Annotated in this window: 12 protein-coding genes and 7 tRNA genes; 12 read left to right on the top strand and 7 right to left on the bottom strand. The window is 60.1% G+C overall.

Annotated features, from left to right (window positions below):
• The first annotated feature begins 54 nt into the window (after positions 1-54).
• Positions 55-1,953, top strand: a complete 1,899-nt coding sequence (gene dxs / locus QP999_RS11480) for a 1-deoxy-D-xylulose-5-phosphate synthase (RefSeq protein ID WP_070531286.1) — start codon at positions 55-57, stop codon at positions 1,951-1,953.
• A gap of 19 nt (positions 1,954-1,972) precedes the next feature.
• Here dxs and QP999_RS11485 read toward each other — a convergent pair whose 3' ends face one another.
• Positions 1,973-3,196, bottom strand: a complete 1,224-nt coding sequence (locus QP999_RS11485) for an HRDC domain-containing protein (RefSeq protein WP_070683438.1) — start codon at positions 3,194-3,196, stop codon at positions 1,973-1,975.
• A gap of 1 nt (position 3,197) precedes the next feature.
• Positions 3,198-3,812 (bottom strand): DUF3000 domain-containing protein, encoded by a 615-nt coding sequence (locus tag QP999_RS11490; RefSeq protein ID WP_168166645.1) that lies wholly within the window; start codon positions 3,810-3,812, stop codon positions 3,198-3,200.
• Between the two features lie 176 nt (positions 3,813-3,988).
• Between QP999_RS11490 and hemQ the strand changes: the two genes are divergently transcribed.
• Positions 3,989-4,690, top strand: coding sequence for a hydrogen peroxide-dependent heme synthase (gene hemQ / locus QP999_RS11495; RefSeq protein WP_284848359.1), 702 nt, complete (start codon positions 3,989-3,991; stop codon positions 4,688-4,690).
• Positions 4,691-4,746: 56 nt separating this feature from the next.
• On the opposite strand, the gene msrB is transcribed toward hemQ, so the two are convergent.
• The 5 genes from msrB to QP999_RS11520 all read right to left on the bottom strand — a co-directional run bounded on the left by msrB (position 4,747) and on the right by QP999_RS11520 (position 8,313).
• The gene (gene msrB, locus QP999_RS11500; protein ID WP_070522057.1) at positions 4,747-5,160 is read right to left on the bottom strand and encodes a peptide-methionine (R)-S-oxide reductase MsrB; all 414 of its coding nucleotides are present in this window, start codon (positions 5,158-5,160) and stop codon (positions 4,747-4,749) included.
• Positions 5,157-6,353, bottom strand: a complete 1,197-nt coding sequence (locus QP999_RS11505) for a glycosyltransferase family 87 protein (RefSeq protein WP_070683442.1) — start codon at positions 6,351-6,353, stop codon at positions 5,157-5,159. Before QP999_RS11505 ends, msrB begins: the two co-directional genes overlap by 4 nt.
• Before the next feature lie 11 nt (positions 6,354-6,364).
• Positions 6,365-7,015, bottom strand: a complete 651-nt coding sequence (locus QP999_RS11510; RefSeq protein WP_284848360.1) for a dihydrofolate reductase family protein — start codon at positions 7,013-7,015, stop codon at positions 6,365-6,367.
• 66 nt (positions 7,016-7,081) lie between these two features.
• The gene (locus QP999_RS11515; protein ID WP_350309536.1) at positions 7,082-7,978 is read right to left on the bottom strand and encodes a TDT family transporter; all 897 of its coding nucleotides are present in this window, start codon (positions 7,976-7,978) and stop codon (positions 7,082-7,084) included.
• Positions 7,979-8,238: 260 nt separating this feature from the next.
• A tRNA-Val gene (locus tag QP999_RS11520) sits at positions 8,239-8,313 on the bottom strand.
• 356 nt (positions 8,314-8,669) lie between these two features.
• Between QP999_RS11520 and QP999_RS11525 the strand changes: the two genes are divergently transcribed.
• The 10 genes from QP999_RS11525 to thrS all read left to right on the top strand — a co-directional run bounded on the left by QP999_RS11525 (position 8,670) and on the right by thrS (position 14,386).
• Positions 8,670-8,745: transfer RNA gene (locus tag QP999_RS11525), tRNA-Gly, on the top strand.
• Positions 8,746-8,800: 55 nt separating this feature from the next.
• A tRNA-Val gene (locus QP999_RS11530) sits at positions 8,801-8,872 on the top strand.
• Between the two features lie 38 nt (positions 8,873-8,910).
• Positions 8,911-8,986: transfer RNA gene (locus tag QP999_RS11535), tRNA-Gly, on the top strand.
• 31 nt (positions 8,987-9,017) lie between these two features.
• Positions 9,018-9,088: transfer RNA gene (locus QP999_RS11540), tRNA-Cys, on the top strand.
• Between the two features lie 32 nt (positions 9,089-9,120).
• Positions 9,121-9,192, top strand: a tRNA-Val gene (locus tag QP999_RS11545).
• A 44-nt stretch (positions 9,193-9,236) separates the two neighbouring features.
• Positions 9,237-9,312 (top strand) — tRNA-Gly (locus QP999_RS11550).
• A gap of 224 nt (positions 9,313-9,536) precedes the next feature.
• Positions 9,537-10,124, top strand: coding sequence for a copper resistance CopC family protein (locus QP999_RS11555; RefSeq protein WP_070562965.1), 588 nt, complete (start codon positions 9,537-9,539; stop codon positions 10,122-10,124).
• 76 nt (positions 10,125-10,200) lie between these two features.
• Entirely contained in the window at positions 10,201-10,884 is a 684-nt protein-coding gene (locus QP999_RS11560) for a copper chaperone PCu(A)C (RefSeq protein ID WP_070562967.1), read from the top strand.
• A 64-nt stretch (positions 10,885-10,948) separates the two neighbouring features.
• Positions 10,949-12,229 (top strand): Dyp-type peroxidase, encoded by a 1,281-nt coding sequence (locus QP999_RS11565; RefSeq protein ID WP_284848362.1) that lies wholly within the window; start codon positions 10,949-10,951, stop codon positions 12,227-12,229.
• A 93-nt stretch (positions 12,230-12,322) separates the two neighbouring features.
• The gene (thrS, locus tag QP999_RS11570) at positions 12,323-14,386 is read left to right on the top strand and encodes a threonine--tRNA ligase (RefSeq protein WP_070596708.1); all 2,064 of its coding nucleotides are present in this window, start codon (positions 12,323-12,325) and stop codon (positions 14,384-14,386) included.
• The last annotated feature ends 1 nt before the right edge of the window (position 14,387 follow it).

Here is a 14,387-nt window from a genome sequence, read left to right on the forward strand (position 1 = left end):
CGGGTACGGTGGTAGAGAAGAAAACGATCGATGAAGGGGTTTAAGGCAAGCTCTATGGGCATTCTGGATTCCATTCAATCACCAGGCGATCTCAAAGCCCTGAGCAAGACGCAACTGGGTGAGCTCGCGGCGGAGATTCGCCAGCGCTTGATTGAGAAGGTGTCCGCTACCGGCGGTCACCTTGGCCCTAATTTGGGTGTTGTGGAGCTCACTGTGGCGATCCACCGCGTCTTCGATTCCCCGCGAGATCCCATCGTCTTTGACACCTCCCACCAGGCATATGTGCATAAGATGCTCACGGGCCGTGCCGATCAATTCGATACGCTGCGCCAGAAGGGCGGGTTGTCCGGCTACACGGACCGCGGGGAGTCTGAGCACGACTGGACGGAATCCTCCCACGCCTCGGCGTCACTGTCTACGGTGGACGGCCTGTCCAAGGCCTTCAAGATTCGCGGTGAATCGCACCGCAATGCCGTGGCGGTTGTCGGTGACGGCGCCCTGACGGGTGGCATGTGTTGGGAAGCGCTCAACAACATTTCTGCGGATAAAGACCGCAACGTTGTTATCATCGTGAATGACAATGGCCGCTCCTATTCACCGACCATCGGCGGACTCTCAGAGAACCTTGGGCGCATCCGCGCGCAGCATGGCTATGACGAGTTCATGGCGCTGGGCAAGAAGCGCCTGAAGTCCATGGGCTGGGTAGGTGAGCGCACCTTTGACGCTTTGCATGCGGTCAAGGAAGGCGTGAAGTCCACCGTCCTGCCCACCGAGATGTTCCCAGAACTGGGCATCAAATACATTGGTCCGATTAACGGACACGATATCGACGCCGTGGTCCGGGCACTGAGCTACGCCCGCGACTATGACGGCCCCATCATCGTGCATACGGTCACGGAGAAGGGCCACGGCTTCGCACCAGCGGTCAATGAGCCGAAGGACCAGATGCACTCCACAGGGGCTATCGATCCAGTCACCGGTGTGTCCAAAGGACAGAAGCAACCGGGATGGACTGCGGCCTTCTCCGAGGAACTCATCAAGGCCGGTCATGCCCGCGAGGATATTGTGGCGATAACCGCCGCTATGGCAGGCCCAACGGGATTAGCTCCATTCCAGGAGGAATTCCCAGAGCGCTTCTTCGATGTCGGAATTGCAGAACAACATGCCATGGCCTCTGCGTCAGGCCTGGCGCTGGCAGGTATGCACCCGGTGGTGGCGGTGTATTCAACCTTCCTCAACCGCGCAGTGGACCAAGTGGTCATGGACATCGCGTTGCTGAAGCTGCCCGTCACCATCGTTCTCGATCGCGCCGGTGTCACAGGATCCGATGGTCCCTCGCACAATGGTGTCTGGGACATGGCGCTGATGAGCATCGTCCCGGGTATGCGCATCGCCGCACCGCGCGATGGTGCCCGCTTAAGGGAGCTCTTCAACGAAGCAATCGCCATCGAGGATGGCCCGACGGTAGTGCGTTTCCCTAAGGGCAACCTGCTGGATGATTGTGAGGAGCTCGAGCGCCTCGATGATGGCGTCGATATCCTGCGTTATTCCGATGCTGCTGAATCAGCGGCCGAAGCAACGGATGTTCTGATCGTCTCCATCGGCGCCATGAGTGCTCGGTCCTTGGGGGCCGCCGAGCGGTTGGAAGCCGAAGGCTTCAACGTGACCGTCGTTGATCCGCGTTGGCCGGTTCCGGTCCCACAATCCATTATCGCGCTGGCTGCGGATCATGACCTCGTGGTCACGGTGGAGGACGGGATCCTGCGTGGCGGCGTGGGTTCCATGGTGGCCGAAGCACTCGATGCTGCCGATGTGGATACCCCTGTGCACCGACTCGGCGTGCCGGGCTGTTTCCCCAAGCACGCCAGCCGCGGTGAGGTTCTTGAGGAATTCGGGCTGACTCCGGAGGGAATCGCGGAGTCCGTCAGCGAGTGGGTAGCTGCTCGCAGCTAAGAACGCGGGCGAGTGGGCGCTACTGCTCTAGCCCGTGGCGCAAAAGCGGGGAGGCAAGCTCGATTTGCCACTCGCGCGCGCCCTGGGAGCGTAGGAAATCGGGGATATCCGCAGCATCTGTGATTTCCCCGGCGACGCCACCCTCTGGGCCACACGCCGCCCACACGGCCATGCGCAGCAGGCTGGGTTTGAGAATGAGCTCGTAGCTCATGCCGAGCTCATCGCCGAGGTCCTCGAAGTCACTACGGATTTCGGTGTAGAGCTGCCACAGTTCGGGGAACTCCCGGCTAAAAACTGATTTGGAAGGAACCGGGCGCGGGCTGCGCAGCACCTTCGGCCATTGCTGGCGCGGGCTGGCCAGTGCGGTTTCAACCGCGTCGAACCACCGCAAGGTCGCACCCCCGCGGCGTCGGGGAAAACCTTTGATTTGGTTGATTTCGCGTGGCGAGCGGGGCACGCGGCGAGCAATGTCCACCAACACGCGGTGCGGTAGTACTCGGTTGGGGGCCACGTCCTGTGTGCGCGCGATAGATTCGCGGCGCTGCCACAGTTCGCGAGCCACGGCGAGCTGTTCGCCGGAGCGAAGCGAGGACACGCCCTTGAGATCCCGCCACGAGCGGGGCTCGGGGCCCGTAATGCGCGCGTGGTCGTCGACTATCTTCTCAAACTCCTCATAGGCCCAGTCGAGCTTTTCCTCCTCCGCGAGGATATCGCGCAAAGTCACAGCGAGCTCATTGAGTAACTCCACGTCAAGCGCCGCATAATTGCGCCACGACCGGGGAATGGGGGTTTCGGACCAGTCGGAATCGCCGTAGCCTTTTTCCAATTGGACGTCGAAAAGCTCCAGCACCATTGCTGCCAAGTTGGGGTGGGCAAAGCCGGCGAAGCGGGCGGCCAGCTCGGTATCGAAGAGCCTGCCTGGGTACAAACCCAGCCAGGCAAGGCAAGGAAGATCGGAGGGGGCCGCATGGACGACCCATTCTTGGCCGTTGAGCGCCGGTGCTAAGGCCGCGCGGAGCTCAGCCCTGTGGTGTTCCGGGGCGAGCAAAAAAGTGCCCGCACCTTCTCGGCGAATTTGTACAAGGAACGCGCGATCGTCATAGCGGTAAGCTGACGCGCGTTCGGTGTCGATGGCGAAGGGGCCAGTTCCAGCTGTCAGGCGGTCGGCGGCGGCGTGAAATTCACGGGGAGAAAGCAGGACCTTTGGTGTTCCGTCAACCGGTACCTGGCGCAGTTCAGTCATGTTAGCGCCCGAGCTCCGCTACGCCTTCTGGAGGCAGCCCCGCGACGAGGGAAAGAACCTGCGCAAAAGCTTCCACGTGTGGGGCGAGATCTAAGCCGGCGGCGGTCCAGGAGGCGCGCATTTCTAGTTGGTAGGCGCGCGGCGGGCCGCCGATCTCGCCGAAACGAACCGAGGCGGTCGACGTGACGGTGCCGCCCAGGTTTGTATGGGTCGCCTCGCGCACGTCGAGGGATTCGGTAAGCCACTCCCAGGCGACGTCGGGAAGCAGCGGATCCCCAGCGACGGCATCGTCCAAGTCTGCTTGGATGTAGGCCACGAGGCGCATTGCGCCTTCCCAGGCCTCCTCAGCGCCGGGATCGTGGAGCAGGATGAGGCGGCCGAAGGCATCGCCGTCAGAGTCAGTGGGGATGTTGTCCCCGTGCTCGTTGCGCTCAACTTCCAAGCCGATGGCGTGGCTGAACGGCGCTAGCCGCTGCGGTGGGCGGATGGTGCCCAACGTGATTTCTGGGCGCAGCTGTGCGGCATGGAGGGAGTCAACGGCCGCCGTGAAGGCGGCCGGGGTGCTCGGCTCCGCAGGGCGCGAATCGGCGGGGGAGGCGGCGGCGCGATCGTGCAGGTTGGTCGGTGCCCCTGCGAGGTTGCGCGAAGAAACGTCGGAATTGCTCACGGGGAACAACGTATAAGCTCCGCCCTCGTGGCGGTGGAAGGCGCGCCGAAAGGCTAGTGGCGCGAGGGGTCGTCTCCAACTTATGATGGATGCGAAACTCTGTCGGTTGAAAGAAGGAGAAAGGCATGTCGAAGGTCAACTTTGCCGAGCTCAATAAGGTCCAGCGCTATTCGCAGCACGCGGTTTTTCAAGTAATCCCCGGTGCGCTGGGCACCGAGCGCGAGGAGATCGTGGCGCAGGCACAGAAGTTCTTCGCGGAATTGGAGGAAGCAGGCGTGGTTACCGTTCGCGGTATCTATGCTCTCTCCGGGATGCGGGAGAGCGCTGACTTCATGATCTGGTGGCACGCTGAAGAATTCGCCGACATCCAGAAGGCCTTCGCGGACTTCCGCCGCGAGACCGTCCTGGGCCAGGTTTCTGAGGTGACGTGGGTAGGAAATGCTTTGCACCGCCCGGCAGAGTTCAACAAGTCTCACCTGCCGTCCTTCATTATGGGCGAGGAGCCCGGTGAGTGGATTTCCGTCTACCCCTTCGTGCGCTCTTATGACTGGTACACCATGGATGAGGAAAAACGCCGCCGCATCCTCATGGAGCATGGCATGCAGGCACGTGATTATCCGGACGTACGCGCCAACACCGTGCCAGCCTTCGCGCTGGGTGACTACGAGTGGATCCTGGCCTTTGAGGCCCCGGAGCTGCACCGCATCGTGGACCTGATGTACCTCATGCGCTACACCGAGGCTCGTCACCACGTGCGCGAGGAGATTCCTTTCCACACCGGCCGCCGCGTGAAGGACGTGGCTGAGCTCATCGCGATCCTGCCTTAAGAACCGCGATAATTCGCGGTAGCTGCCGCGAAAAGCGCCGGAAGCCGGTTGAGGGTTTAGTCCTCGACCGGCTTTTCTTCTAGATCCAGGCAGATGGAATTGATGCAGTAGCGCAGGTCCGTCGGCGTATCGTAGCCCTCACCCTCGAAGACGTGGCCGAGGTGGGATTCACAGTTAGCGCACAGTACCTCGATGCGGCGCATGCCCAGTGAATTGTCTTCGCGCTCAATGATGGCGTCACCGGCCAAAGGGGAGAAGAAGGACGGCCAGCCGCAGTGTGACTCAAACTTTTCCGTGGAGCGGAAGAGCTCGGCACCACAGGCGCGGCAGGAGTACACGCCTTCGGTAGTCGTGTTGGTGTACTCGCCGACGTGCGGTGCTTCCGTTCCGGCCTCACGCAGAACGTGGTACTCCTCGGGGCTTAACCGCTTGCGCCATTCGGTATCTGCAATGAGCTTGAAATCAGTCATGCTGGGAGTTTATCGCTAGCTTGAGGCTTTGGGCTAGTGCCTCGCTCCGCGGACCACCAGCCGGCTACGGTGGTGGCGGTCACCACGATGAGCAGTCCCCACCCGATGGTGGCGATGAAGACGCTCATCCAGTGTGCGGCGGTGGGCATGCTTGTCGACGTCCACTCGAGCGGCGCTAAGAATAAAAATGCGGCCAACCATGCTCCCCATGTGTGGAAGACCGAGCGTGCAAGCATCACCGTAAACAGCATGGGGATAAGCCACATGGAGTAGTACTGCTGACCCAGGGAGGAAAGGAAGAAGATGCCGACCATGATGGCACCACTTGTGCTCAGCGCCCAGAAGGTGGGCTCGCTGTCGCGCCAGCGTAGAAGCCCGAGGATGGCCACTGCCGCAAGTACTGCGAAGAGCAACCAGATGGGGTAGTAGATAATGCCGGGGAGATCGAAGTAGGCGCGCACGCCCGGCCATGATGCGTTGGCATAATCGCGCGTTGTCGCAAGGTAGGGAAGAAGGTTGGCGCGGAAGCCTTCCACGCCCGGGACGATCGGCCAAGCAGCAAGGTTGCTCACTAGCGGTATAGCCACGCCCAAACCTAAGGTGAGCCAGCGCTTGCGCACTAAAGCGAGGAAGAGCAGCGGGGCAAATTGCGGCTTAACCAGAATCGCCAGACCGATGCACAGCCCGGCGGCCCATCCGTGTTTATCTAACAAGACCAGAAACGCCACCATGGCGAGTAGTAGCACGCCGTTGATATTGGTAAAGACCAACGTGTTGATGACTGATTCGGTAGCGAAGGCAGCAGCGATGCTGACTGGCCACAAGGGGCCGCGCAGGCTGTGGCCTACGAAGCGAGTCAGTAGGGCCAAGGCGGCGACGATGGCTGCGGCGTTGGCCAGGATGAAGGCGATGCGCGCGTGTTCCTCGGAAACAAGCCCCAAGGGGGATAGGAGGAGCGTTGCGCCCGGGTTGTATAGGTAGAGCGGCTCGACGAAGGAATAGTTCTGTTCGTAGACCGGGTTGCCCTCCCACAGGTTCCGGATTGCGCGGTAGACGGTGCCGAAATCATCGGTCACCGTGCCGTTGAAGGCGAGCACGAACACGCGATGGAAAACCAAGACTATGGCGGCGGGCCACGCGGCGGCCGTCCACAGTCGCGCGGAATCTGAGGTTGAGGGAGCCGGAGAAGTCACGGCAGCACAGTTTACGGTGTTTGGGTTCGTCGATAGCGCAGAAACACCGTGCTGTCGACAGCAGCAACGTTCTCCAACTCGAGCTTGAGCGCAGGGGAGGTGGCTTTGCCATCGACGACGGGCTTGTCGACGGAGGGCGATAGGTGCGGGTCGAGCGTCAAATAGAGCTTGTCTACAAGTCCTTCGGCGATAAAGGCGGAATACACGGAAGGGCCGCCCTCACAACTGATGCGGCGTGCGCCCTGGGCGCGAAGGGCAGCAATAGCCTCGCTCATGGTTCCGGTACCTGTGCTGATGACTTCGGCGCCGGCGTCGGCTAAGCGCCGTGCCTCGGGTGACGATGCGCGTTCCTCCGGGGTAAGCACGATGGGGCCTGCTGCAATGAAACCCTCGAACCCGGCAAAGTCAAGGGAGTGACTGAGTACGGCGAGCCGCGTGCTTGTCGACGGTCCGTACTCTTCCGACTTCACCGTGGCTGAGCCGACGACGGCAATGTCGGCCCACTCGCGCAGTGCGGCGAAGAGTTCACCGTCGGTGGCGTTGCCCATTGGCCCTGAGGTTCCATCGATGGTGGCGGAGCCGTGGAGCGTACTCACCGCAATCAAGCGGATTCCTTCTCGGTCGGGCCCCATGAGGTGGTTTATCAGAGCAGTGTCACTCATGGCGCCCCACGGTACCTGAAATGTCGACGACGGCTTAGGGCGTGGGATTGGCCGGAGCGTATGTGATCAGGCGCGTTGGAACCGCCATGTGCCGAAGCGCAGCGCAGAGGCTCCCCAATGCAATAGCAGGAGCACCAATAAAGCAAGGGACAACCGGTGCCAGCCTTCATTCCAGGAGCCAAGGCACAAAGTGCCGACAGGGAATGTGGAGCCCCACCAGCCTGGGCCATAAGGGGCCCACGCGACTACCGCTTGGTAAAAGCAATACATTGCGAATACTACGCAGGGCGCACCAATGATGAACACGATGATGCCGTAGAGGTGGGCGTCAAAAAGCAGCGTCGAGGCCGCCGTTGACTGTCCAACCACGCCGAGCGGGATCCATGCCGTACCCGCAGCCGCCTCGCGCGGCCTATCTTGACAGCGTACTAAAGACCAATAGCAATAAGCGAACAGCGGAATTGCGGTGATGAACGTGAGGAAGAAGCACAGCTCACCGGCATAGTGGTAGAACTGCCCGTGGTTCATAGCCAACTGACCTGCGGAGGTCGCCGCCACCATGGGAGAAACAAGTGCCAGGCCCCAAGGAAAAGCGGGCTTGTCGTAGAGGTGCGGCTGTTTGAACAACCCCCACAGCTGCCATAGGCAGACCACCACCGATAGCGGTGCACCAATCCACCAACTTGCCAACTGGAAGGCATCGCTTCCAGTCAACGCGGTCCATGCCGAGCCGCACGCCAGCAGGCCCATCGTGTACATGCCCCACGCAGCCATATTCTGGTGTCGAGGCGGTTCATTTCTCGCGCCCACGGTAAAAATCACCAGCAGAACAGCTGCGATAAGAGCAAAAACAATTTGGCCTACGCGTAGACCATGCAAACCCGACAAAGTTGACGCAATTGAGGTTCCCATCAAGGAGCCTGCCCAGACTGGGCCGTACTTTGGCAACTGCACATCTATCACCCTATGCCTGCACGTGTTGCTATTGAACCATTATGGAGTTATCGGGCAACTACGCGTGGGGGCAGATCCAATATCGTGCAGACTTTATTAACCATGCCGTGTCCCCAACGGGTTAAGCTATCGTGTCTGGCGTTCTTGGCCAGTTTCAGGAACAATGAAAAACACCCCTGGGTGAACAGCTAAATGCGGATTCATTTTCCACATAGTAACCACGCGGAGGCTTGTGTTATACGCTGCACGTCTTTAACCTGCAACTTTAATGGTGGTCCTAGCTGGGATTGAACCAGCGACCTTTCCGGTGTGAACGGAACGCTCTCCCACTGAGCTATAGAACCTCGGTGCAGCACTTAAGGTACACCGCGCGTATGGAAACCCCTAATCGACCAGCTCAACCGCGCTTTCATTTACTCTGCGTGCATTTATTCTGGTTGGTTGCTCGCGACTGTAAGGGTGTAGTGGCTACTCAGGGCTGTGCGAGAACGGATGGATCTTGGAGTTCTCCCGACAGTACTAGTGTGTTCCTAGTGCAATCATGCGCAATCACTGTAACTGCAGTCTCAATCACATTAATGTAATCCATGCGCTGTTGGATGGTTGGGGATTAGTGCTGTGGGCTGCGGATTTGGAAACTGGGGTGGCGCACGATAAAGTTTCTTCTCGCACCACGGCATACCAGCCGGTTACGTGCAATGCGGATGTAGCGCAGTTGGTAGCGCATCACCTTGCCAAGGTGAGGGTCGCGAGTTCGAGTCTCGTCATCCGCTCCAAGGCTTTCTTGATGCTAGAGGGATCCTCGAGCAAAAAGCCTTGATAAATGGATAAGCGCGATTAGCTCAGTGGGAGAGCGCTTCCCTGACACGGAAGAGGTCACTGGTTCAATCCCAGTATCGCGCACAAGGACTTAGTCCTAGAAACCGGGCCTGGTTTCGAATGCGGATGTAGCGCAGTTGGTAGCGCATCACCTTGCCAAGGTGAGGGTCGCGAGTTCGAGTCTCGTCATCCGCTCCAGCACATGTAGTGTGTGAGGCGGTATCGCCACGGTGGAATGGCCGAGTGGTGAGGCAACGGTCTGCAAAACCGTGCACACGGGTTCGATTCCCGTTTCCACCTCAAAAGCTGGCGCCCAACTTCGGGTGCTGTGAGCGCGTTTAGCTCAGCGGGAGAGCGCTTCCCTGACACGGAAGAGGTCACTGGTTCAATCCCAGTATCGCGCACAGGGAGTTCCTTACGGACTCCGTGACAAACTCCGGTTTGTCGCGCGGATGTAGCGCAGTTGGTAGCGCATCACCTTGCCAAGGTGAGGGTCGCGAGTTCGAGTCTCGTCATCCGCTCCACGTCGAGTGCCCCTCCACTATGGAGGGGCACTTTTCGTTTTCTTGTTTGCCGGGGTGTATGGCTAGGGGCGGTCCAGGGAACTTTTCCACTGCATGCAACGACTACTTGGTAACCTCGCACAATCCGTGCGGGGTAAGGATTGGCTCGAGGATCCCTCCCGGCGATAGGATGAGGGAACCTTCAACCAAAAGTTTCATCAGACCATCAAGGAGTTGTTCTGGACATGCAGCTGCGTCAGGTCACCACAGGGATTGCTGCCGGGGCAGCCTGCCTCGCGGTCGGGCTGTCCGCGCCACTAGCGGCGGCACATGACTCAGTCATAGGCGGCAACGTTGTGAGTGATACGCCGCTGGAGGAATTCCCCCGCGAAATCACGTTGGAATTCTCTGGTATTCCAAAGGACAACTTCAACACCTTTGCCGTGAGCGATAAGACAAGCGGCGACGTTCTCTTTGACGCAACCCCGACCATTGACGGCCGAAACCTCACCGTCGAAGTCCCCCAGGACGTCGAGCCCGGTGATGGTGACTACCAAGTAGGTTTCCGCATTACGTCCTCCGATGGGCACTCCACACTCGGTTCCGTGCCATTTAGCGTGGCCTCCGGGGCTGGGGGAGATAAGACTGCAGATGCTTCTGCCGATGGTGCCAAGGAAAGCGACGATGCAGAAGAGTCTCAGGATCCCCTGAGTTCTTTGCCTACCGCGGCCAAATGGATCATTGGTGTAGGAGCAGTTCTCGTCGTCGGCGCAGCCCTTTTCGCCTTCGGAGCAAAGACCCGCCGTTCTGGCGGAGAAGACCCAGAAGGCTAAGCACCACACGGTTCTGATGATGCGAGAGTCAAACCGCATTTTATTTCACTACTGTTACTGCAGAAAGGCATGTCACATGCTGAATTCCCGTATTTTCCTCCGTGCTTCCGTGGTTGCCGTTGCGGCTGCCGGCCTTACACTGGCAAGCTGCTCGACGAGCGAGGAAGATTCCACCGCAGCCCCATCGAGCGCAGCAGCCAGCGCTGAGAAGGACAAGGAAGCAGCGACCAGTGGTTCGGCTTCTTCCTCCGCTGAGTCCGGTGTGACCTTCGAGGATGCTGTCGTGCGCGCCATGGAGAAGGATTCGGATATGACCGCGATCTTCGGCACACTCCACAACCACACGGACAAGGACATCAACGTGGTTGGCTTTACCTCTTCGGTGAAGGCGGAGCACTACGAGATCCATGAGGTCGTCGATGGCGTCATGCAGGAAAAAGAAGGTGGATTTGATCTGCCCGCTGGCGAATCCGTTGAGCTCGCACCGGGTAGCTTCCACTTCATGCTGATGGGTGTTACAGAGCCTGTTATGGCTGGCGAGACCGCCACACTGACGCTGGAGCTTAGCGATGGCTCCACGGTCGACCTGGGCGACATCCCCGTGCGTTCCATCGGTGCAGGCGACGAGAACTATGGCGATATGGGCGGCATGGATCACGGCGACGATATGGACCATGGCGACATGAAGCATGGTGATCACATGGACCACTCAGAGTCCGCAGACATGTCGGGCATGAAGACGGAAGAGCACGCTCACTAGAAAAGCGTTCTCTGGGCCAAGGTAGGCAAGTTATCGGTTCTCACGAGATAGGGAGACAACAACGATGAGCGGGTTCGAGGAACCTGTCAGCCGGCGTGGATTGCTCGCCGGAAGTGCTGTGGCTGCAAGCGCGGTAGCGCTCGCCGGTTGCGCGAAGGGGGAGGAGTCAGGGCAGTCTTCGGCGGAGTCTGCAGACGCTTCCCAAGCCGCGCAGGCCGGTGACGCCGGAAGCACCGGGCCGGAGCGCCGCGAGGAAACCATGGGTGGCGATATCGTCGCCTTCGATGGTAAGCATCAAGCAGGCATCCAAACCCCGGTCCAGGCCCACGTGGAATTGGTCGGCTTCAACCTGAAGAAGGAGACCACCGCACGCGGTGCGGCCGCACTCATGCGTCTGTGGACGGAGGACGCTCGCCGCCTGTGCACCGGCGAGAACCCGCTGGGCAGCCTCGAGCCTGAATTGTCTACCACCCCGGCAAACCTCACCGTCACGTGCGGTTGGGGAGAAGGATTCTTTGACACGGTGGGCGTCGCCAAGCCCAGCTGGCTGCGAGATATCCAGGACTTTGAACACGATGATTTGCGCCCTGAATGGGGGCAGACCGATATAGTCCTACAGATCTGCAGTGATGATGCCTTCACCGCGGCCTATGTACTGCGGCATATGACTCGTGCCGGTAAAGACTACGCCGACGTCGCGTGGATTCAACAGGGGTTTAGCCACGCTTATGGTTCCGCACCGAAGGGGACAACCGCGCGCAACCTTTTTGGGCAAAAAGACGGCACGGTCAACCCGCGAAGCGATGAAGATTTCAATGAGCAAGTGTGGATCGAGGACGGCCCCTTTGCCGGCGGCAGCGCCATGGTGGTTCGCCGCATCCACATGAACCTCGATACGTGGGAGCAACTTGATCGTGCTGCGCGTGAAAACGCTACGGGCCGAGCTCTCGATACCGGCGCACCTCTAGGTGGCAAGGACGAATTCGACGAGGTTGACCTGGACGCGCGAAACGAGTTTGGCCTCAAGGCCATTGATGAAAACTCGCATGTTGCCCGGGCGCATCCGCCGGCCGACTCTCCTCATCAGAAGCTGCTGCGCCGTCCGTATAACTACAACCTTCCGCCCTCCCCGGAGACCACCAAGCGTGGTGAACTCAGCAACGCTGGATTGATCTTCATTTGCTACCAGAAGGACCCTACGGCCCAGTTCGAGCCCATTCAGGCGCGCCTCGACAAAGCGGATCGCCTCAATGAGTGGATTACCCACATCGGCTCGGCCGTGTACTACATGCCGGCCGGAACTGAGGGCGAAACCTTTTGGGGCGAATCGCTCATCCGCAGTTAAGAGGGGTAGACTAAGCCGCTGTAACTTTCTCGTTGAGTGCTGCTCGGCCAGGTATGTCGAGCGGCGCGTGAGCGCAAAGGAGCGCAACAAGTCATGGCGGAAATGATTCCAGCAGTCCCGGTGAACTACGAGCCGATCACGGTCCCGGCCGGTACTGCCGTGGGAGCAGCGATGCGCGAGCATGAGCTGCCCAACAAGGGCCCCGAAGCTGTCGTCGTCGTCCGCGGCGCCGACGGTACTCTCTACGATCTCTCCCACACGCCGGACACTGACGCCGAGTTCACCCCGGTTGCTGCCTGCGAGGAAGACGGCCGCGCCGTTATTCGCCACTCCTGCGGGCACGTCATGGCCCAGGCCGTGCAGGCGGAGTTCCCCGGTACGAAGCTGGGTATCGGCCCGGCCATCGAGAACGGCTTCTACTTCGACTTCCAGACCGCAGAGCCCTTCACTCCGGAGGACCTTAAGGCCATTGAGAAGCGCATGAAGAAGATCATCAAGGGCGGCCAGCGCTTCGAGCGCCATGTCTACTCCTCCCCGGAGGAAGCGGAGCAGGCGCTTGCTGCCGAGCCATTTAAGCTCGAGCTGGTCCAGGACAAGGGCAACGTGGCCCCTGATTCCGATGAGGCTGCCGAGGTTGGTGCCGGAGACCTGACCCACTATGACAACGTGAACCCTCGCACCGGCGAGGTGGAGTGGTTTGACCTCTGCCGCGGTCCGCACGTGCCGACCACCAAGTACATCCCGGCATTCACCCTGACGCGTTCCTCTGCTGCCTACTGGCGCGGCGACCAGTCCAAGGCTGGCCTGCAGCGCATTTATGGCACCGCCTTCGAATCCAAGGAAGCACTTGAGTCCTACAAGACCATGGTGGAAGAGGCGGAAAAGCGCGACCACCGCCGTTTGGGTGCCGAGCTGGACCTGTTCTCCTTCCCGGATGAGATCGGTTCCGGTTTCCCGGTGTTCCACCCCAATGGCGCTACCGTGCGCATGGAGATGGAAGAGCACTCCCGCCGTCGTCACATCGCTGATGGCTACTCCTTCGTGTCCACCCCGCACCTGACCAAGGGAGACCTCTTCAAGAAGTCCGGCCACCTGGACTTCTACGCCGATGGCATGTTCCCGCCGATGCAGCTCGACGGCGAGTGGGATGAGGACGGTAATTGCACCAAGCAGCCGCAGGACTACTACGCCAAGCCGATGAACTGCCCGATGCACAACCTCATCTTCGCTTCTCGTGGCCGCTCTTACCGCGAGCTGCCGCTGCGCCTCTTCGAGTTCGGTACGGTGTACCGCTATGAAAAGTCCGGCGTTGTTCATGGTCTGACTCGCGCCCGTGGCTTCACCCAGGATGACTCCCACATCTACTGCACCCCTGAGCAGCTCGAAGATGAACTGACCAAGGTTCTGGAGTTCATCATTTCTCTGCTCAAGGACTACGGCTTGGACGACTTCTACCTGGAGCTGTCCACCAAGGATCCGAATAAGTACGTCGGTTCTGATGAGATTTGGGAGCGCTCGACGGCTATTCTGCAGTCCGTGGCGGAGAAGTCCGGTCTTGAGCTGGTTCCGGACCCGGCGGGCGCGGCCTTCTATGGCCCGAAGATTTCTGTCCAGGCTCGCGATGCCATTGGCCGTACCTGGCAGATGTCTACCGTGCAGCTGGACTTCAACCTGCCGGAGCGCTTCGAGCTGGAGTACACGGCGTCGGATGGCAGCAAGCAACGCCCGATCATGATTCACCGCGCGCTCTTCGGTTCCATTGAGCGCTTCTTCGGCGTGCTGCTGGAGCACTACGCCGGCGCCTTCCCGGCATGGCTGGCCCCGCACCAGGTGGTGGGCATCCCGGTGGCGGATACCTTCGCCCCGCACCTCGAGAAGGTATGCGCCGAGCTACGCTCCCGCGGCCTGCGCGCTGACGTCGATACTTCCGACGACCGCATGCAGAAGAAGATCCGCAACCACACCACTGGCAAGGTCCCGTTCATGTTGCTGGCGGGCGAGCGCGACGTTGAGGCAGACGCCGTGTCCTTCCGTTTCCTTGACGGCACGCAAGTTAACGGCGTGCCGGTGGAAGCTGCAGTCAACGTCATCGAGGCTTGGGTGCGTGAGCGCAACAACGATCAACCGACCAAGGAAACCATCGCCGAGCGTGTCTAGG

This window comes from Corynebacterium sp. MSK004, assembly GCF_030232515.1.
Classification (GTDB): domain Bacteria; phylum Actinomycetota; class Actinomycetes; order Mycobacteriales; family Mycobacteriaceae; genus Corynebacterium; species Corynebacterium hesseae.